The sequence below is a fragment of the Rothia sp. SD9660Na genome (genome assembly GCF_030064065.1).
Classification (GTDB): domain Bacteria; phylum Actinomycetota; class Actinomycetes; order Actinomycetales; family Micrococcaceae; genus Rothia.
On record NZ_CP125946.1, the window covers coordinates 2,099,324 to 2,119,699 of the forward strand.

General features: G+C 59.2%; 15 protein-coding genes, 1 tRNA gene and 1 other RNA gene. 12 read left to right on the forward strand and 5 right to left on the reverse strand.

Features of this window, described 5'->3' with window-relative positions:
* Window positions 1-14: 14 nt before the first annotated feature.
* Both QM007_RS09850 and QM007_RS09855 read right to left on the reverse strand, forming a co-directional pair.
* A complete protein-coding gene (locus QM007_RS09850) occupies window positions 15-1,400 on the reverse strand; it encodes an amino acid permease (protein ID WP_502949106.1) in 1,386 nt (461 codons plus the stop codon).
* 239 nt (window positions 1,401-1,639) lie between these two features.
* Window positions 1,640-2,350 carry a queuosine precursor transporter gene (locus tag QM007_RS09855; RefSeq protein ID WP_283489795.1) on the reverse strand — a complete coding sequence of 237 codons (711 nt, stop codon included), beginning with the start codon at window positions 2,348-2,350 and terminating at the stop codon, window positions 1,640-1,642.
* A gap of 218 nt (window positions 2,351-2,568) precedes the next feature.
* Here QM007_RS09855 and QM007_RS09860 point away from each other — a divergent pair, with 218 nt between their 5' ends.
* Window positions 2,569-3,237: a TetR/AcrR family transcriptional regulator gene (locus QM007_RS09860; RefSeq protein WP_237205834.1), complete on the forward strand. Its 669-nt coding sequence runs from the start codon at window positions 2,569-2,571 to the stop codon at window positions 3,235-3,237.
* Here the strand turns inward: QM007_RS09860 and QM007_RS09865 are convergent.
* The gene (locus tag QM007_RS09865) at window positions 3,234-3,560 is read right to left on the reverse strand and encodes a type II toxin-antitoxin system VapB family antitoxin (protein WP_283489796.1); all 327 of its coding nucleotides are present in this window, start codon (window positions 3,558-3,560) and stop codon (window positions 3,234-3,236) included. The two genes, QM007_RS09860 and QM007_RS09865, sit on opposite strands and share 4 nt — an antisense overlap.
* Before the next feature lie 203 nt (window positions 3,561-3,763).
* Here QM007_RS09865 and QM007_RS09870 point away from each other — a divergent pair, with 203 nt between their 5' ends.
* Complete coding sequence (locus QM007_RS09870) at window positions 3,764-4,864, forward strand: AAA family ATPase (RefSeq protein WP_283489797.1); 1,101 nt, start codon at window positions 3,764-3,766, stop codon at window positions 4,862-4,864.
* 30 nt (window positions 4,865-4,894) lie between these two features.
* Entirely contained in the window at window positions 4,895-5,773 is an 879-nt protein-coding gene (gene pnuC, locus QM007_RS09875; RefSeq protein WP_283489798.1) for a nicotinamide riboside transporter PnuC, read from the forward strand.
* Between the two features lie 300 nt (window positions 5,774-6,073).
* Here pnuC and QM007_RS09880 read toward each other — a convergent pair.
* Window positions 6,074-6,158, reverse strand: a tRNA-Ser gene (locus QM007_RS09880).
* Window positions 6,159-6,361: 203 nt separating this feature from the next.
* On the opposite strand from QM007_RS09880, the gene ffs reads away from it, so the two are divergent.
* The 8 genes from ffs (at window position 6,362) to QM007_RS09915 (ending at window position 16,421) form a co-directional block, all read left to right on the forward strand.
* An RNA gene (gene ffs / locus QM007_RS09885) (signal recognition particle sRNA small type) lies at window positions 6,362-6,458 on the forward strand.
* 275 nt (window positions 6,459-6,733) lie between these two features.
* Window positions 6,734-9,700, forward strand: a complete 2,967-nt coding sequence (locus QM007_RS09890) for a DNA polymerase III subunit gamma and tau (protein ID WP_283489799.1) — start codon at window positions 6,734-6,736, stop codon at window positions 9,698-9,700.
* Window positions 9,701-9,712: 12 nt separating this feature from the next.
* Window positions 9,713-10,624: a recombination mediator RecR gene (gene recR / locus QM007_RS09895; protein ID WP_283489800.1), complete on the forward strand. Its 912-nt coding sequence runs from the start codon at window positions 9,713-9,715 to the stop codon at window positions 10,622-10,624.
* Window positions 10,625-10,929: 305 nt separating this feature from the next.
* A complete protein-coding gene (locus QM007_RS09900; RefSeq protein WP_283489801.1) occupies window positions 10,930-11,685 on the forward strand; it encodes a hypothetical protein in 756 nt (251 codons plus the stop codon).
* Window positions 11,686-11,893: 208 nt separating this feature from the next.
* Entirely contained in the window at window positions 11,894-13,183 is a 1,290-nt protein-coding gene (locus tag QM007_RS09905; RefSeq protein WP_283489802.1) for an aspartate kinase, read from the forward strand.
* Between the two features lie 228 nt (window positions 13,184-13,411).
* Complete coding sequence (locus QM007_RS11185) at window positions 13,412-13,972, forward strand: phospholipase A2 (protein WP_502949056.1); 561 nt, start codon at window positions 13,412-13,414, stop codon at window positions 13,970-13,972.
* A 459-nt stretch (window positions 13,973-14,431) separates the two neighbouring features.
* Entirely contained in the window at window positions 14,432-15,052 is a 621-nt protein-coding gene (locus QM007_RS09910; RefSeq protein WP_283489803.1) for a hypothetical protein, read from the forward strand.
* Window positions 15,053-15,479: 427 nt separating this feature from the next.
* Window positions 15,480-16,421 carry a 3-methyladenine DNA glycosylase gene (locus QM007_RS09915; protein ID WP_283489804.1) on the forward strand — a complete coding sequence of 314 codons (942 nt, stop codon included), beginning with the start codon at window positions 15,480-15,482 and terminating at the stop codon, window positions 16,419-16,421.
* 153 nt (window positions 16,422-16,574) lie between these two features.
* On the opposite strand, the gene QM007_RS09920 is transcribed toward QM007_RS09915, so the two are convergent.
* Entirely contained in the window at window positions 16,575-18,866 is a 2,292-nt protein-coding gene (locus tag QM007_RS09920; RefSeq protein WP_283489805.1) for an exo-alpha-sialidase, read from the reverse strand.
* 279 nt (window positions 18,867-19,145) lie between these two features.
* Between QM007_RS09920 and QM007_RS09925 the strand changes: the two genes are divergently transcribed.
* The gene (locus QM007_RS09925) at window positions 19,146-20,246 is read left to right on the forward strand and encodes a zinc metalloprotease (RefSeq protein WP_283489806.1); all 1,101 of its coding nucleotides are present in this window, start codon (window positions 19,146-19,148) and stop codon (window positions 20,244-20,246) included.
* The last annotated feature ends 130 nt before the right edge of the window (window positions 20,247-20,376 follow it).

A 20,376-nucleotide genomic window follows, 5' to 3' on the forward strand; every position in this document is an offset into this window, starting at 1 on the left:
ACCTGCCACTGATTTTAGCGCTGTTTGGTGCCGTCGACGACGGGCACCTGGGTGGTGACGGCGCGAACCTCGTCGAAGGCGTCATCTGAGGTGCTGATGTTCTTGTGGACACCGGCGAAGTAGATGATGGTAATCAGACCGAAGAAGCCCAGACCCACGAAGATGGAGGGGAGCATGGAGCCACCGGCGAAGAACATGGCGATGAAGGTGGCGATGACGCCGATCAGGCCAACCGCTGCGGTAGCTGAGCCGCCGAAGACACGGAAGGGGGAGGCGTCGCCTTCAACCTTCTTGTAGGCCATGTAGGACAGCAGAATCATGGACCAGACTACCAGCACGCAGACGGTGACCAGGGCCATCATGTAGCCGAAGATTCCGCCCACACCCGAGATAGCCATGATCATGGCGACCACAGCACCCAGGGATGAGACGGTCAGCGCCAGGTTGGGAATACCTGAGGAGCTGGTGCGTGCAAGAACCTTGGGGGCCATACCCTCGTGCCCCAGGGCGTGCAGCAGGCGGGTTGCCGCGTAGAGGGCGGCGTTGGCGCCGGACAGGGCTGCGGTCATGAGGATGAAGTTGGTGATACCGCCAATGTAGGGAGTGCCCAGTTCGGTGAAGACCATAACGAAGGGGGAGCCTTCGATGTCCTTGCCCAGGGCGGCAGCGCTGGTCCAGGGGATGATGGCGACCACGATGAAGAGGGAGAGTACGTAGAAGGTAGCCAGGCGCCACATCATAGCCTTCGCTGAGGAGCGCACGGAACGTACCGGGTCCTTAGCTTCTGCTGCGGAGATGGAGATGAGCTCGATACCGCCGAAGGAGAACATGACCACGGCAAGGGCAATCCAGATAGAGGAGAGACCGTTGGGCATGAAGCCGCCGTGGGCGGTGAGGTTGGAGACGCCGGTGGCGTCCTGGCCGGGCAGGCCGAAGAAGACCAGGGCAAGGCCGAAGATGATGAAGAGGACGACCGCACTCACCTTGATAGAGGACAGGAAAAATTCCACCACGCCGAAGGACTTGACGCTGGTCAGGTTGAGCACGAAGATCGCGCCGCCCGCGATGAGTACCCAGATCCAGAGGGGTACGTTGGGGTACCAGTAGGCCATGTAGGCGCCGACAGCTACAACCTCGGCACCGGCTAAGGTTACGGTGGTCATCCAGTAGGCCCAGCGGGTCAGGTAGCCCGCGTAGGGGCTGAGGAATTTACCGGCGATGGTGCCGAAGCCGCCGCGCACGGGGTAGCGCACGGCCATTTCACCGGCGCAGGCGCCGATAATAGCGGCGATCAGTGAGCCGATGGCGTAGGAGACGATGACGGCCGGGCCCGCAATAGAGATAGCTGCGCCGGAGCCCAAAAAGAGGCCGGTGCCCACGGCGAGGCCGAGCGCAATCATGGTGAGCTGGCCGTGGGAGAGGGCGCGGCTGAGGTTGCCGCCCTCCTGCTGGCCGGTGGTGGTTGATGCCACGGGCGCCCTCCCTTTCAAGAGAGTATGGTGTATGCAATGAACCGAAAGTTTACACAAGTTTTCTGATGGAAAACCGGTCTTCAGGGCTCACCATTATGCAGTGAGAGACACATCACCCTCTTGGTGGCAGGTGCAGGGCATTTGGCGGGCTGTGCGCAGCACTCGCTTTAGCGGGCAGGGCTGTAGGTAGGCTCCTTGCGCTTGAACCAGCCGATAACGGGGTAGGTGATGGGCAGCAGGAGGAACTCAACGGCGCACTTGTAGATGTAGCCCACGATGACGTAGTTGAGGAAGTCACCGAAAGTTGTAATTCCAATAATGGGGGCGGCGATAGTGCAGAAGATGAGGGTGTCAGCTAGCTCGCCGACCAGGGTGGAGCCCATGAGTCGACCCCAGAGATGGCGGCCGCCGGTTGCTGCCTTGAGCTTCACTAGCACCCAGGAGTTCAGTAGCTGGCCCGCCAGGAAGCCCAGCAGGGAGCCTGCCAGAATCTGGGGCACGGGGCCAAGGACAGTTTCAAGGGCGGCCTGCCCCTCGTAGAAGTCGGCGGCGGGCAAGGCAATGAGTACCCAGAAGCTAGCGGCGGCAGCAGCAGCGGCAACGAAGCTGGTGATAATGGCGCGGCGAGCTAGTTTAAAGCCGTAAATTTCGCTGACCACATCGCCCAGCACGTAAGCCAGGGGGAAGAGGAAGAAACCGCCGTCGGTGATGATTGACCCGAAGGTGACGCCCTTGGTAGCCCCGATATTAGAGAGAATAAAGACCACGCAGGTGGCTGCCAGTAGCAGGTCGTAGTAGGTGCGGGTGGGGCGGGCAAAGCCGGTATCGGCGGTGGTGGGCTGGGCGGACGCCGGTGAGCTGCTGGTGGGTGTAGACACAGTTATCCCCTGGGTTGAGTATCGGTTTGAAAGGTGCCCACCTGCCACCTGGGCGCCTACTAGCTTACCGACTTTTGGGCGGCGTCGCACGAGCCGCCGGGTGTGCGATGGGGAGCAGGGGGCGTCCGCGGGTGAGTTGGTAGAAGGTTTTGCTGACAGTTTGCTGGGTTTTGTGGCAAAAAATAGGTTTTAGTGACAGATAGCGATAGGGTGTCATTATGCCTCGAATTACTGCCGCCACCAATGCCGCTCAACGCGAGAACACCAAACGCGCCATCCTCGACTCTTTCGGTCGCCTACTCTACGAGCGCGGCCTGCCCGGACTCACCATGACCCACGTGGCCAAAACCGCTGGCATCGGCCGCACCGCGGTGTACAACTACTTTGCTGACATGGGTGAACTTCTCATTGCCTACGCCCTCGATGAGACCGAGCGCTTCCTCACCGAACTCCGTGAGGCCCTGGCAGGGGTTGAGAACCCCATCGACCAGCTGGCTGTCTACGTGCGCCTACAGATTGAAGACCTTTCCCGCCGCCACATGCCCCCCGGCCCCGCTATGCGGTCAGTCCTCTCCCCCGAGGCTTTTGCCAAGCTGGGTGACCATGTGCGTGAACTGCAGATGGTCCTGGCGGGGATTCTTTCTGCGGCGATTGAGCGTGGCTACCTGCCCGAGAATGATATCCGTGAGCTGGCTCAGCTGGTGCATGGCTCCCTCTCATCGAGCGCCGACCGCACCGACGAGGCCAGCAGCATTGAAGCCCGCGAGCGCCACATTGAGAGCACCATTCGCTTTATTCAGATGGGCCTGGGGGCTCGTTTTGATGAGAGCGGACGCCCCGTACGTCTGGACGGCACCCCGGAGCTGCACCTGGTCGCAGCGTCCTAATGTCCCGTCCCCAGAAGCGAGGGGGCTAGGGCATCCAGGTCGAGCACGCGGGCATACATGACGGCGCGGCGTTGCAGGGCGGTACGCAGGGCACGGTGGACGCCGTCTTCAAGGTAGAGTTCGCCCCGGTAGTGGACGACGTGGGGGAAGAGGTCCCCATAGAAGGTGGAGTCTTCGGCCAGGAGGGTTTCGAGGTTGAGGTTTTTCTGGGTGGTGATGAGGCGGTCTAGCCGGACTTGGGAGGGGGCGATGGAGCCCCAGGTGCGCTGAGTGAGCCCGTGGTCTGGGTAGGGGCGGGTATCGCCGACTCCTTTGAAAATCATGCGCTCTATTGTACGCCGAGAAGCGGCTAGTACCCGACAGAGTCGCAGCGAGAAGCGCCGCGCCAGAACCCTAAAGTGCCGTCGGTCATATTCGTGACACTCTATTACTTAGAGTCACACTGACCTTATTTGCTTTGGTGGTGCTTCGGGTGTTTAATCGTGGCTATGCGCAGGCTACCGGCCCGCCCCAGCCCAAGGACACCATGCTTTACAAAAAACAGCTCACCGGCTCCCACGTGGGGCTTGTGGTGGGCAGCTTCGCTCCCCTGCACCGCGGCCATATCGACCAGATTCTGCGCGCTAAGAAAGAGAACCCCGGCGGCACCCTGGTAATTGTCGCCGGTTCCCAGCAGGACGCCGGTGAGCAGGCGGGCATGAAGCACACCAAGCGCTACCGCTATGTGTCTGAGCACTTTAAGAACGACCCCCTCGTCATTGTTGATTCCCTCGATGAAACCGATCTCATCAGCCCCGAAGCCTGGGCTCAAGCTCTGGATGGCTTCTGGGCTACCCACGTGGCAGCGGGCGCTGAGCGCCGCCTCTACCTGCTCGACGAAGAGCACATCTCCCGGTTTCAGGCAGGAAATCAGGACGCCGGTGGGCAGCCTACCGCCCGCCTGGCACCCTGCCAGCTGCCGGCGTCCGAACCGGACATCCGGGAAAACCCGCTGGCCCACTGGGACCTTATCGCCCCGCCCTTCCGCCGTTTCTTTACCCGCAACGTCCTGGTCATGGGGGCTGCCTCGGGCGGCAAAACCACCCTGGTAGAGGATCTCGGCAAGCTCTATAACGCCCCCTACTCCTACGAGTACGCGCGGGTCTACCAGGTCGAGGCCAATATCCGCGATGAGGATTATGACCTGTTGGACTACCAGAACGTGCTGACCGGCCAGTTCAACCTCAACCGCGAAACCATCGACAACCCCGGCAACCGGGGGCTCACCCTCATGGACACCGACGCCATGGTCACCAAGGCCTACGCCGCCATGAGCGCAGCCGACCCCGCCAGCGAACTGAGCGAGAGCGACTACGCCAAGCTGCTACCCCTGGCTGATTCCCTGATTGCCAAGGCCCGCTGGGATCTGATTCTCTTTATCCCGCCGGTGGGGGCCTCCGGCTACACCCTCGACGGCTTCCGCTCCCAGACCAATAACTCCGATGACTACCTCGGCGAGATTTCCCGCATCATGCTGGCCGAAGTTGAGGCAGCCGGCCTCCTTGACCGCCTGATCCTACTTAATGGCGCGGACTACGCCGAGCGCTACGAGCAAGCCAAGGCCGCTATCGAACGCCTCCTCCCCTAACCCCTACCCCCGTCACCCGAAAGATTCATCATGAGCGCACCCACCACCGGCCAGGCACCGGCCAACCCCCTGGCCCGCCTTGCCAAGGCCACCTACACCGACCTCTTCACCAGCTACACCCCCTTTGAGAAGGTCTTCTTCCCGGCCCTGATTCTGCTGCAGGTCGTGGTCAGTACCGTAGCCTTTGAGGGCTGGCTGAGCTTCATCACGGCCTTTGCGGGCATGGTCTGCGTGATTCTGGTGGGCAAGGGGCGCCTGTCGAACTACTTCTTCGGCATCGTGCAGAACGTGCCCTACCTGATTCTGGCCTACCAGGCCTACTTCATCGGCGAAATTACTATTGCCGCCTTCTATGTGCTCACCCAGTTCTGGGGCCTCTACATGTGGCGCAAGAACATGCGGGCAGCCAAGACCCGGCCCGAGTTGAGCGGGGCTTCCTTTGACGGGGCTGGGCAGCGTACCGGCAGCCGCGCCGTGACCAGCGGTACCGGAACTAGGGGTGCGGACGCCGGTGGGGGCGGGGCGTACGCCCTGGCTAGTGCCGCCGAGGGCACCGCACTTGATGTGCAGACCCGCCGCCTAACCCTGCCCGCTATCGCGGGCGTACTGGCGCTCCTGGCCGCAGCATCGTGGGGCTACGGGGTGCTACTGAACGGTTGGGGATCCAACCAGCCCTACGTTGACGCCTTCACCACCGTGATTGCCCTGATTTCGCAGGTGCTGATGGTCTACCGCTTCCGCGAACAGTGGATCGGCTGGCTGGTACTGAACGCCGTACAGATCTACCTGTGGTCAACCGTAGAAGGCGGCGGCAACATAGCCATTATGGCCATGTACCTGGGCTTTATCGCCAACTCGGTCTACGGCTGGTACAACTGGACTAAGCTGTCTCGCGGGGTGCAGGGCTAGAACTGGAGAACTAGCCAAGAGAAGGCACCCCGCACTCGCGCTCGCTGCCGACCCTCTCGCCTGGTTCGCTAGCTAGCTCGCAAGCTCGCCAGATTCGCACCGAGATTTATTTTCCTCGCGCGCTCGGAATCTCGGTGCTCATCACCAGCGATTCACGCCAGCCGCCGAGCCAGCAGCTTCGCTGCGAGTGCGGGGCGCCTGCCTACATCTCCAGCAAACTGCTCAAAATTCTGGCTATACAAAAGAATCTGGGCATAGAAAAAGCCGGTTTCATCAAGTGGGCGATGAAACCGGCTTCAGCGGAGGATGGGGGATTTGAACCCCCGAGGGCGTGAACCCAACACGCGTTCCAGGCGTGCGCCATAGGCCGCTAGGCGAATCCTCCAGGCTGTTGCTTAGCTATTTGCATAGCTTCACGAAAGCGGACAGATACGATCATACCCCATGCTCGGGCGTCCGCGCAAATCGGGGGTGCGTGCGGGGCGTGGCGTCCGCACCGCTAAACCGGGGACACACAAAACATAGCCGGAGCCTGCAAAGCAGCTTTACCCGCCCTTTGTTTTTCGTGGCGGCTTAGGGTACAGTTGTTGGAGCCCCTTACGTGGCGTCATCTTGGAAAACTCCCCCAGGGCCGGAAGGCAGCAAGGGTATCTGGGCTCTGACGGGTGCGTAGGGGGTCTTTATTTTGCCCAATTTCTACCCCCTCCCCCACCAGGGACCAGAAAAGTCACAATAGTATGTGTGGGCGTTAGGGATTTCGGGAGGAATCTGGTCCCTACTGGAACAAAGCGGGGCGGACGCCGGGAGCAGCTTAAGCCTTTCGCGCACGGTTCTTAAAACGTCAGCCACCCCCACTACACTGTTAATCAGCACACCCGGGGCGGCGAGCGCCTGATTTTTTCTCTCTGCTTTTCTCCCTGGGCCGGGCTCAGTTTTTCTGCACTCAACCGAAGGTTTATTGTGAGCACTGCGCTGTATCGCCGTTATCGCCCTGAGTCGTTTGCCGACGTCATTGGGCAGGAGCATGTCACCGAACCTCTCATGACTGCCCTTGAGAAGAACAGGGTGAACCACGCCTACCTGTTCTCGGGGCCGCGCGGGTGTGGCAAGACCACGTCGGCGCGTATTTTGGCGCGCTGCCTCAACTGTGCCCAGGGCCCTACGCCTACTCCCTGTGGTGTGTGCGAGTCCTGCAAGGAGCTTTCCCGCGACGGCGGCGGTTCCCTCGATGTGATTGAGATGGACGCCGCCAGCCACGGCGGTGTGGACCACGCCCGTGACCTGCGTGAACGCGCTACTTTTGCGCCGGTGCGCGACCGCTACAAGATTTTCATTATCGACGAGGCGCACATGGTCACCCGCGAGGGCTTCAACGCCCTGCTCAAGATCGTGGAAGAGCCCCCGGCGCACATTAAGTTTATTTTTGCGACCACCGAGCCCAACAAGGTACTGGGCACTATTCGGTCGCGTACCCACCACTACCCCTTCCGCCTAGTGCCCCCGCAGATTCTGGGGGACTACCTGGCTAAGCTCTGCTCCGAAGAGGGTGTTAAGGTTGCCGATGGTGTGCTGCCGCTGGTGGTTCGCGCCGGTGGCGGTTCGGTGCGTGACTCGCTCTCTATCCTTGACCAGCTCATGGCCGGTGCCTCTGATGAGCAGGGCATCTCCTACGACCTGGCCGTTGCCCTGCTGGGCTTTACCCACGGTGAGCTGCTCGACGAGGTTGTCGATGCTTTTGCTTCTAGTTCTGCCGCCGAGGTTTTCGCCTCGGTCGATAGGGTGATTCAGACCGGTCAGGATCCCCGCCGCTTTGTCGAGGACCTACTCGAACGCTTCCGCGACCTCATTATCGTGAAGGCCGTGCCCGATTCGGCGGGTTCGATTCTGCGCGGCCTAGCCGCTGACCAGCTCGACCGTATGAGGGCTCAGGCTGAGCAGCTGGGTTCAGCGGAGCTGTCGCGGGCGGCGGACGTCACCAACGAGGCTCTCAATGAGATGAGCGGGGCTATGAACCCCCAGCTTCACCTGGAACTTCTGTGCGCCCGTATTCTGCTGGCTGCCGGGGAGCAGGGGGTTGGCAACCTAGCGGCCCGCCTGGATCGGCTTGAGCGCAGGCTGGCCTCGGGTCAGTTCCCTGCACCCACCGGTGGCGGTTCTGGACAGGAGGGTTCCACCGGCACCGGTGCGGACGCAGCCAGCCCCCTGGCGCGCGCCCGGCAGCAGCTAGCCCAGCAGGGTGGCGTCGAAAGTCAAGCCCCTGCTCAGCAGGCTCAGTCTCAGCAGCAAGCTCAGCCCCAACGTCAAGACCAGCCTAGACAGCCCGTTCAGCAAACTCAGGCTCCTGCCCAGTCGGGCGGCGCGCCTCTAGCCGGTACGCCCGGTACGTCCGGTGCCCCTTTGGCTGGGGCTCCTTTAGCGGGCGCTCCCTTGAGCGGTGCCCCGCTAGCAGGCCGGGGTGTTCCGCCACTCGGTGGGCCCCAGCAGTCTGCCCAATCTCCTCAGAGCGCCCAGCCCGTCCAGGCCGGGCAGCAGGCGTCCGCGCCTCAGAGCCCAGCGCGTCCGGTGCCCGGTGAAAACACGGTCGATATGGTGGCGAACTCCTGGGCCGATGTAGTGGCCAAGGTGCCTGCCCCCTTTGCCCGGGCCCAGTTTGCCCTGTGTGAGCCGTCCAAGTTTGAAAACGGGGCCCTCTTCCTGCGGGCCGAGCTACCCGTACTTAAGGCCGTCAAGGAGTACCTGCCCCAGCTTCAGCAGGCCCTCTTCCAGGTTCTGGGTCTGCAGGTACAGTTGCGCGGCGAAATTAAGAAGCCCGGTGACGGCGGCGATACCTCCGGCGGTGGGCGCCCTAGTGGCGGACGTCCCGGCGGCCCCGGTGGGGCAGGCCCATCAAACGGAAACCCCGCCCCCGCGTCTCAGGCTCCCGCGCCCCAGGCTGCGAGCAGGCAGCCCGCTGCCGATGTCGCTGAGGGCCCGCGCGGTGGCGACCAGGCATGGGCAGCGCACGGCCAGCCCCGCTCACCGGAGCCTCCATCCTGGAGCCCCGATGACTGGAACAACCCCGTCACCTCCTGGTCGGTAGCAGCTATCCCCAGTGGCGATGCGGCCGAGGTCCCCGAGGCGCAAGCTCCATCAGCCCCGCGTCTGCGCGTGATTGAGGGTGAGGCCAACCCCGTTGAGATCGCCAAGGCCCAGCACCCCTCCCGCGGCCCCCAGGAACAGCAGAATATTGCCCTGGCGCGCGACACCGCCCAGGAGCCAGAGGACGCCGATCCCACCTCCCAGGTACCCCACGAGGATAGCCCGCACGCGGTTTCTCTTGAACCCGTCCCCACGAGTGAGGGCCTGGCCGAGCAGGGGCATAAGGACGCCGACAACGCCGCCCTCCAAGAAGAGGCCAAGGGCGAGAGCAGCGCCGCGCCCCAGGCTCAACAGCAGGAACATGCACCGGCTCAGGCCCCGAGCCAGACACCAGCCTCCAACCAAGCCCCGGTAGCCTACGAGTACGCGGACTACGACGGTGGGTACTTTGACGATGCCCCCGAGGACGAGCCCGAGTACGTCGCCGGGGTCGGCTACCTTAAGGCAGAGTCTTCGCAGGAAGCCCCGGCTCAACCAGCTGTTCAGTCAACCGCTCAGACACCGGCACCTGCTGCCGCTCGTGCCCCGCAGACAGCCGCCGAGCAGGTTACCACTCAACAGCCCGACGGTAAGAAGCTCTCCTTCCGAGAGCGCCACGCCGCCCAGATTGCGGCCGGCCAGCGGGCCGTCCAGCAGGCCAAGGCCCCCACTCCGGTGGAAGCTCCCGAGGACTTCACCCCCAGCGATGACGACGCCGCCCTTGAGTCGTCCGTGCTGATTGGCCAGCGGGCCGTTGAAAAGATTTTGGGCGGCAAAGTCATTGATGAACAGCCCCTTCATCAGGTCTAGTAAGGAGTTTTTGTGTACGAAAGTGCCGTCCAGAACCTGATCGACGAGCTGGGTAGGTTGCCCGGTGTGGGCCCCAAGTCAGCCCAGCGTATCGCCTTCTACATTTTGAATGCGGAAAGCTCTGAGATGGCCAATCTCACCGATGCCATCGCGCGTGTGAAAAAGACCGTGAGCTTCTGCGAGATCTGCGGCAACGTCTCTGAAACCAAGCTCTGCGCTATCTGCCGCGACGAGCAGCGCGACCCGGCGGTGCTCTGCGTGGTGGAGGAATCCAAGGACGTGGTGGCCGTTGAGCGCACCCGCTCTTTTACCGGCCGCTACCATGTGCTGGGCGGGTCCATTAACCCTATGGCCGGTATCGGGCCGGAGCAGTTGCGCATCCGTGAGCTGGTGGCCCGTCTGTCGGATGAGCGCATCACCGAGCTGATTCTCGCCATGGATCCCAACCTTGAGGGTGAGGCTACTGCCACCTACCTCTCGCGCCTGCTGGTGCCCATCGGTATTCGCGTGTCGCGCCTGGCGTCGGGTCTGCCGGTGGGTGGCGACCTGGAATACGCCGACGAAATCACCCTGGGCCGTGCCCTTGAGGGCCGCCGCATTATCAGTGAGGGCACCCGCGCCGAGGCCGCCGACCCCGCCGAAGATTTTGAGGCCGCCCTTGAGGCAGAGACCGAAGCCAAGGAGCAGCAGGCCGCGGCGGAGCAGGCAGCTAAGGGCCCGCGGGCTCGCTGGTCTGGTTCCATGTTCGATGATCTTGATAGCGAGGACGCCGCCACCCCCTCCCCTACCGATGGGCAGGATGGCGGGGAGTTACGGGATGCCTACGAGGCCAAGCTGGAAGAGCTCAAGAAGACCCCGCTGCGTACGGTTGCCCCCGAGATTCCGCCGATTCCGGGTAAGACCTATGTGAACCCCTGGACCTAGTCGCACCCAGAGGACATCTATCAAACCACAAAAAGTATTGAACATCACTTTTATCTGTGGAAAAATATAGACATGTCTAAAAAAATCATTAGCCTAGCGTTTCTAGCCGGCTCTCTTTCCCTCATCGGCCTCACCCCATCGGCACAGGCCTTTCCACATCCTATTCCCTGTGCGCTCCCTGCTGGCACGTCCCAGCCTTCGGTCGTTTGTGAAAACTGGCGTGACTACCTCGACCCACGCGATGTTTGCGACCCCAAGCTCATTATCTGTAGGCGTTAAAAATCATGCAATCGGAAGGAGGCACAATGCGCATCCGACTCGTTTTAATACCAATTTCATTAGCACTTGCAACCATAACTCAGTTCATTTTCTACAGCGGTCCAACCCGTCATGTTGACCTGATAATTGTCAGCATGAGCCTTATATCCTTACTGTTAAGCCTTGTTGCTTTAGCTCTATCCGGCACAAAAGACCGCGGCACTTCCCAGGTTTCTCGCCCTGTGGAAATAGCCATAATTTTTATCATCACTCTAGGGCTTATTTTTCTACAGAACGCTGTCTACAGCCTACTCGTAGCCTCCGCACCACCCCCTCATTATCATTACGATCAACTTTTCTCTCAGCAGAGTGTTTTCTGGAGCCAGGCTCTTAACCTGACTCATATCTTTACCCTGCTTTCTCTCTGCCTTGCCACCACGCAATTTGTTCAAGAGCACACCCCCGCTTTACTCCCAGCGATTGCTAGCTCTATTTCTATAGCTGCCCTTCTTTCTCTACCCTTGGGACTACCGGGCTTAACAGCAGGCATCGTACTGGCTCTGGCAGTTACAACTGCCAGCAACTATATCCAAAGCATAACGGGGCTACTTCTTGCTTTTATCGTGCTCTTGGGTTGTGCCTGGGTAATTAGCCAGACATCAGTATCACAGCTGTATGCAGTATCGGACTACCTTTACCTCACCACAAACATCTTGGCAGTAGTAGCCGGCCTAACGGCCCTACTGGGTCTCTTCCGCTGGAATGCCAACCGATCATCGCCCCTAGTAACACATAGCAAGTAGTTCAGTGTCTTTCTGGCATAAAACGTGGCTCCTCATACCTAGAGGAGCCACATTTTTATAGGCTAAAGCTCTTGCGTAATCTACCGTCATACACGTTATATTCCCGTCATTTGAGCAAAAATCGTCCAAGTGCGACGCCCACCCCTACGATAGTTTTAGGCCGGAAAATGCCCGGCACCTTCAACACCTTTGTACTGGAGAAGTTTCAATGAGCCTGATTGTCCAAAAGTTCGGTGGGTCCTCGGTTTCTGACGCCGAGGGTATTAAGCGTGTAGCTCGCCGTATTGTGGACACGCAGAAGGCTGGCAACGAGGTCGTCGTGGTGGTCTCAGCAATGGGGGATACCACCGATGAACTGCTCGACCTTGCGGCTGAAGTAACCCCCAACGCCGGCCCCTCGCGTGAACTCGATATGCTGCTGAGCGCCGGCGAACGGATTTCTATGTCCGTTCTGGCCCTGGCTATTAACAGCATGGGCGGCCGTGCCCAGTCCTTCACCGGCTCCCAGGCCGGCATGATTACCGACGGTGTGCACGGTTCTGCCCGCCTGGTTGAGGTCAACCCCGAGCGTATTCGTTCTGCCCTTGATGAAGGCTACGTCGCCGTTGTCGCGGGTTTCCAGGGTATGAATCGCCAGACTCGCGACATCACTACCTTGGGTCGTGGCGGCTCAGACACCACCGCGGTTGCTCTGGCAGCTGCGCTAGGTGCTGACGTCTGTGAGATTTACTCAGACGTTGATGGTGTATTCACTGCTGACCCGCGTATCGTGCCGTCCGCCCACAAGCTCGATACCGTCACGAGCGAAGAAATGCTTGAGATGGCCGCTAACGGCGCCAAGATTCTGCACCTGCGTTCGGTGGAGTACGCGCGCCGTTTCAACCTGAAGCTGCATGTTCGCTCTTCGTTTTCAGAGCTTGAAGGCACTCTCGTTATCCCCGACAATGAGGGTATGGAAACTAATTTGAAGGAGATTCCCTTGGAACAGCCCCTCGTCTCGGGCGTCGCCCACGACCGTAGCCAGGCTAAGGTCACCGTTATTGGTGTGCCCGATGTGCCCGGCTCCGCGGCCAAGGTGTTCGGTATTCTCAATGAGACCAACGTGAACCTCGACATGATTGTTCAGAACGTCTCAACCGACCGCCCCGACGTCACCGATATCTCCTTCACTCTGCCCCAGGATCAGGGCGCTGCCGCTCTGGCTGCGCTTGAAGCTAAGAAGGCTGAGCTGGGCTTTGAAGAGGTCCAGTACAACGAGTCCATCGGTAAGCTGTCACTGGTGGGTGCGGGTATGAAGTCTAACCCCGGTGTGTCCTTTAAGTTCTTTGATGCACTGAGCACCGCCGGCATCAACATCGAGATGATTTCTACCTCTGAGATCCGCATTTCGGTTATCACCGATATTGAGAAGCTTGATGAGGCTGTGCGCGCTGTGCACTCAGCTTTTGATTTGGACGCCGAGGGTGAGGCTACCGTGTACGGTGGTACCGGCCGCTAGGTTGTGAACTAGGTTCGTCCGCGAGGACGCCCGACCCCGGGCTGGCAGCGCAGTGCTGCTGGCCCGAGGGCCGGCTTTTCCCATTTCAAGGGCGTGTAAAAAATTTCTATATTTTTCACCCAAAGACTTGTCGGGAGTATGTAGACCAATATAGTATTGCTGTACATCACATCTTCTTTACCCCCAAATTCAGCCAACCGGCTGGTCAAGCACTAAAGGAGTATACCAATGCACAGAGTAAGAAATATTACAGCAACTGCCCTATTAGCAATAACATTTGCCCTAACCACACCTGCACCTTCTAGCGCTGTTGCGTTCACCAAAGAACCTCAATTCTCCAGTCCGTCTCGCATTTCAGGCTTTCCTGACCCATATTCATACTCCAAGTTTATTGAAGCAGCCTCCCATGCAGGGTATACCAGTCAAGAGGTAAAAAATTTTGAAGAGTTTTTCACACAAAATTACATACTAGAAGAAAATAGCCTTACCCCAGCATCAAACTACGTTCCCAATGGATGCTCAGATCCCCGATCCTGGTCATCATACAAACAAACATTTCTCCCAGCGTGTAACACTCATGACTACTGCTATTCCGCACAGTATAATTTTAGGCGATCACGCGCAGAGTGTGACAACAACTTCTATAGCTCAATGCGCTCTATATGCAATTTTCTATATTCACCACATTCTAGCAAAAATATAAGCTGCCTTAATGAATCGAATGTTTATTACTGGGCGGTAAGAACATTTGGGCGACCACACTACGAAGGCTCCGGCGATCCCTCATGATAAAATTATTTAAACTGAGTAAAATACCGAAAACTCTAGTAGTTCTATGCTTTATTGCATATATTTTCACAACTATGTGCGCATTTGTCGCACACACTAACAGCGAAGCTTACATCGGTGCAGGAGTTCTCGCTCTTCAATTTGGCCTACTAAGCATCACTTTAACCGCCTGTACTCTTGTCATATGGGTAGTACGCTTTACTACCCATGAGGAATAACCGCCCCCACCACAGGGGTAACTAGGTTCGTCCGCGAGGACGCTCGGGCCCCGGGCTGGCAGCGCAGTGCTGCTGGCCCGAGGGCCGGCTTTTCCCATTTCAAGGGCGTGTAAAAAATTTCTATATTTTTCACCCAAAGACTTGTCGGGAGTATGTAGACCAATATAGTATTGCTGTACATCACATCTTCTTTACCCCCAAATTCAGCCAACCGGCTGGTCAAGCACTAAAGGAGTAGGCTATGAAAGCTACAACCACTCAGAAAACCCTGGCAACCACGCTGATTCTCGCGGGTCTACTATCCGGGGGGGGATTCACAAGCGCTAATGCGGTAGAATCCACCAGCACAATCGCAACAACGACCGACACTCGCCTTACCGACATCTCAGACGAACAAATTAACCGCTACGACCGACATGTTACCACTGGGCTGATGGGAGATTTCTCAATCAGGAGCGATTCAAATCTTTCCCCCGCAGATAAGGCGATTTTGCAGCAGATTCTCACCAAATCCAATCAAGAACGCCGCGAAGCGCTATCCAATCTCCCCCAGCATGCGAAGGCTACTGGAAATGAAATTCAGTCAGCTGGCGGTGGCGTTATCTTCCACTGGTGGGGTCAGACGCTCTGGTTAAATAACATAAACTCATACAGACTCTCAGCACTACTCGCTGGCGGTGCAGCAATTTCTACCGTAGCAGTATTCATTACCTCGGTAACTGGTGTAGGAGCAGTAGTGGCAGGTGGATTTGCAGCAGCTTTCGCGGTTGTCTCGGCCGCATCTTTAATTTGCAACTGGAACCAGCGAGGAATTAATATTCATCGGGCTCACAACACAGCCGTCTGGTGCACACCTCGGTAGATAAAATCTTACCAGTAGCCCATCAAGGAAAATATAAAATGAAAAATATACTACGCTGGATATCTTTATTATCTGCTCTTCCACTTTTGTTCTATGGGGTATGGTATTTTATTGATCCGACTGCCTTTAACAAGTACATCATCCTTATTCTCGTAACAGTCACCGGAGTTTCTACAACTTTAGCAACAGTCCTTTCTGTGAAGCATGAAACTTAAAGATTATTATCTATAAGGTATGCCAGACCCACAGTCACTGTGGGTCTGGCATACCTACCCCTTATAAATAACCCTTCTTCTGAAGACTTGATGTTGCATATTGTTTTTGCTCCGTGCTCTCCTTTCTCTTTCGTCCTTGACTTATCTGAGGTGGCAGGGAAAGAAAGGGATGTTTTTCTAGCGCGGGATGAAGGGCCGTTAGAATAGACCCCATGCCCCTCACCCTCCTCGCCCCGGACGATTGGCGCGCACTCGCGCGCGCCCATGAAGAACACTCCGGCCGCTACGCCCTACCCTTCGCACGACGCCGCGAACGCGGCCAAGCCCACCCCGTTGAAGACTTCCTCTTCACCTACTACACCCTCAAACCCGGGCAGTTTATGCGCTGGCACCCCGGTGCGGGGGTCATTCTGCAGGACGCCGGTGAGCGAGCAGACTGGAAGTTCTACCGGGCCGCTACCCTGCAGGAGCTAGAAGAGGCAGGCCTGCCACCTGCCGAAGCCGCCGCGGCAGCGCAGGCGGGTACCAGCGTCCTTGTCGATACCGAAAAGTTTGCTGAGGCCCGCGCCTCAGCCATTGATTTTGCGCGGATAATCCTGGGCAAAACTGCGGCCAAGCCCGGTTTCTTTGGCTGTTTTGGCCTGCACGAGTGGGCTATGGCCTATAAGTCGGTGGAGAATAAAATCCGCCACGACTACCTAGAACTGCGCCTGGGGGCAGAGGGCACCGACAGGGTGGTTGAGAGCCATAAAATCAGATGCTCCCACTTCGATGCCTTCCGGTTCTTCATGCCCCAGGCCGTGCCCATGAACGAGCTACAGCCCACGCGTGAGCAGCAGCGCAACCTGGAGCAGCCAGCCTGCCTGCACGCCAATATGGATATCTACAAGTGGGCCTATAAGCTCCTGCCCCTGGTGCCCTCACACCTGGTCATGGACTGCTTCGAACTGGCCTGGGACGTGCGCGAACTCGATATGAAAGCCGCCCCCTACGATCTAAGGGACTGGGGCTACGAGCCGGTTGCCATTGAAACCCCCCAGGGGAAAGCCGAATATGTGCGTCAGCAACGGGGCTTTGCAGAACGGTCCGTCCTCTTGCGCCAGCGGCTCCTGGCAGAACTAGACCGGCACCTGGGCCAGACCGAGACAGAATAGGCACCCCCAACCTCAAGACCACAAACATACAAACCGCCCGGCCCCTCCCCTGTGCAGGGGGCAGGCCGGGCGGTTTTTATCTAGCTATGTGTGCCTGAGCCAGGGTCGCAGCGCAGCAGGCCTGGCAGGGAGGACAGTCACCGGTCAGGACCTTTAGCGGCGGGACAGGGCTACCTGGTCACCGGTGTAGGTTACCTCGGTCTTGGCGCCGGTTTCATTATCCACCACGGAGAAGGTTGCGGTAGGGATAAAGTAGCCGCGGGCCAAGTCTTCTGCGGTGACCAGGTGTTGGGCAGTGGTGCAGTTGTAGGCGTCGTTAGCGGGCAGGTTGCGCCAGCGGCAGTTAGGGGCGCTGGTGGGCATGAAGCCACGGTCAAAGCTACCGGATACCGGGGTCACGGTGGTGACGTAGGGGGAGGTACTGGTGACACGGAAGGTGTAGCCCACAGTGTCGCCCACGGCGTACCCTGCGGCAGCGGTGCCTACCCTACCGGTGACGGTGATGCTGGGGGCCTGGCGGGCAGGCTTGAGCAGGATCTTCTCGCCGGTGTGGGTGACGGTGGTGGTGCGGGCATCATTGGCGCGGGAGGTCACGGTGAAGGTCATCTCGGGGGTGAAGTAGCCACGGTCGATGTCCTCCTGGGTGACGGTGCGGGTTGCGGTGGAGCAGGTGTAGGTGCCCTTGGCCGCCAGGTTGAGGTAGCGGCAATTGGGGGTGCTGGTAGGCAGGTAGCCTGCTGCGTCAAAGTTGCCTGCGGTGGGGACCACGGATACGGCTTCGTCAGCGGTGTTGGTGACGGAGAAGGTGTAGGTGATCTTTTCGCCGACGGTGTAGGGGCTGGTTGCGATATCCCGGGCGGGGGCGGAGGCGCTGTGGACGGTTGCGCCGAAGACAGTGGTGCTGGCTCCTACTTCTACAGGGAAGGTGAAGCGGGACTGCTTGCCGTTCTCAGCGGTAAATACGGCATCCACTTTGCCGGTGCTGGCGGTTGCGGCGGCGGTCAGGTTGACCTTGACGGTGCGGGTTTGGCCGGCGTCTAGGGTGATTTTTTCGCTGGTGGCACCGGTGAAGGAACCTGTATCTGCTAGGGTGATGGTGCCAGTGACGGCCTGGGCCTCCTGGTTGGTGATGGTGACGGGTACGGAGGCAGTCTGGCCGGCAGCTACAGTGAGCTTGTCAACGTTCATGGGGGCGCAGACCACGTTCAGCCAGGCTTCGTCGAAGGTGCCGTAGCGCATGTCGTTGCCGTAGCTAGCTTCATAGAGCACACCGAATTTGCCGTTGGAGAGGGCTGTGGTGGAGGAATAGGCGCCAAAGCCGGACTTGATCTGGCGCAGGCCGGGCCAGGTCTGGCCGTCATCGCAGGAGACACGGGCGGATAGGTTGACGCGGTTGTAGTTGGCGTTGTTGTTGGAGTTGGTGAAGATGAGCTTCTTAGCGTCCGCGCTGCCATAAGGCGCCTTGGGGTACATACGGGTAATAGCTGCGTTATTGGTGGGGTCGGGAAGCTCGGTGTCCAGGGTGATGGGGCCCCAAGTTTGACCGCCGTCGGAGCTGATGGCGACCTTGCGATAACCGGAGTTAGCGGAGTCACGGGAGTTGAGCATGAGGCGGCCGTCGGAGAGTTCTACGGTCTTGTTTTCGTCCATGGAGGCACCCACGAAGTCACCCCGCTTCCAGGTGACGCCGTGGTCGTCGGAGTAGACGGAATATGCCTGGACGACCTCTTTGCCGTCGGCGGTGCGGACCTTGCCCACGAACTGCTGGACCAGACGGCCTGCGTACTGACCGTACTTCATCTGGATACCTTCGCCGGAGGTGGCGAAGACGGCTTTGACGTCACCGGCCTTGGGTGAGGTTTTGCTGGTACCGGGCTTGACGATGGGGGTGATATCGCGGGGTTCGCTCCAGGTCAGGCCCTTGTCCTTGGATTCGACCACAACGGCACCGGTGATAGTGCGGTCCTTGGTAATGTCGTTGCCGTACTGGCTGTAGTGCCAGCCCTGGTCCTTGGAGTAGACGAAGAAGGCGTAAACAGCGCCGGTGACAGAATCTACGACAAAGGAGGGGTCGGAGTAGCCGTATTTCTGGGTGGTGGCGTCGCCCAGGTGGCCCTTCTTGATGTGGGTGTAGTCGCTCCAGGTGGTGCCGTAGTCGGTGGAACGGCGGAGCACGATGGAGTTGGGATTAGGGGCGTCTGCTGCGCTGCCAGGGCGGCCGTCCCAGGCTGCCAGGACGATGCCATCGCCCAGGTCTGCCAGGGCGGGGATGCGATAGGAGGCTGCACCACCTACATAGGTGGAGCCAATATTCTGTTCGGTGTAAGTACCGGGGCCGCCAGTGGATCCGTAGACGGGGGCGGGGGCCGCGGTGGCGGAGTTCATACCCAGTGCGAGCACGGGTAGAACGGGGAGAGCCAGGAGGCGGCGGAAGCGAATAGGCATAGTTCTCTCTCTAGTTAAAAGTGCGGTGTGATTGGAGTAAGAAATCGAGTGGGCCTCTAAGGGACAGATTTGAGCTCATGCGTTTCATCACCTAACCATACTGTACAGGTAAACTTCTCTTGATCTGCGGGGGGGGTGGAGTTCACTTTTACCTGTGCGGGGTAGATTTGTCCGCATGGAGAGACTGCTGGGGGTAGAAAGGCCAGTCGTTGGGTGGCGAGGGCGGGTCTATGCCTTAGAATCCTCCTTAAACCACACATCACAGAAACGGACACATCCATGCGTTTTTCCCGCAAACTTGCCACCCTGGCGGTGGCTACCCTGGCCTTTACTGGCCTGAGTGCCCCTATGGCGTCTGCTGTTACCCTGGATACAGATGGCGATAAGCTCCTGGATACTTGGGAGACTAAGGGCTACGACTACAACAACGACGGCGTCATCGACATCGACTTCGCTGCCATGGGCGCAGACCCCTACCGCAAAGACCTCTTCGTTGAGATGGACTACATGCCCGGCCTACTCGCCAGCGAAGCTGAGCTGGGCACCATCGTCCAGACCTTCGCCGACATGCCCATCTGGAACCCCAACGGCACCACCGGCATCACCATCCACCTGGACGCCGGCAGCATCTACCCCGCCTACGACCTGGGCGGCGGCAACGAGATCCCCCACCAGGGCTTCACCGGCCTGGGCGATGTGAGCACCCTGCGGGGCACTAACTCCGACCCGGCACGTGCAGGCGTCTTCCACTACATGATCTGGGGCGACTACTACGGCACCAGAGGGTCTTCTGGCTCAGGCTACTACCCTGGCCGCACCTTCATGGTGACCGTAGGCCCCACCCACTGGGGTAAGGCAAGTAGCGCTATCCGCGTGGGTACCTTCATCCACGAGCTCGGCCACAACCTGGGCCTGCACCACGGCGGCACCGACGGCACAAATTACAAGCCCAACTACACCAGCATCATGAACTACAAGTACCAGCTGGAAGGTGTGCGCCGCACCGACGGGTCGGTCTACTACGGTTACTCCACCCGTGCGGGTATGACCATTGATGAGGCCGCAGTGGTTGAGTCTAAGGGGGCCGGCAACGCTGCCCGCGGCTTCTCCATTCACTACGGCACCCGCTACTGGAAAGCCCACCAGGGTATCGACTTTGACCAGGACGGCGTCGTAGAAACCACCGCCCAGCAGATTGATGTGAACCGTGACGGCACTATCGGTAAGCTGACCGCACCGAACGATCTGATGACCATGAAGTTCCAGGCCCGGTCTTCTGCCCCCGGCATTTCGCCCTATGAGCAGCAGGAGCCTGAGATTGAGAACAACGAGATGACGGCTGACCTGGCCCGCGAACTGGGCTACCTGCCTGCCGAGTAGTCACACTTCTCTCGCCCCCGCCCCATCACCAAGGGGACCTGAGAACTTCGAAGGGACCGCATAGTATGCGGTCCCTTTGAGGTTTTGCGGTCCCCTTTTAGAGCGAGTGGTGCCAGGGCATGGCTTGGGC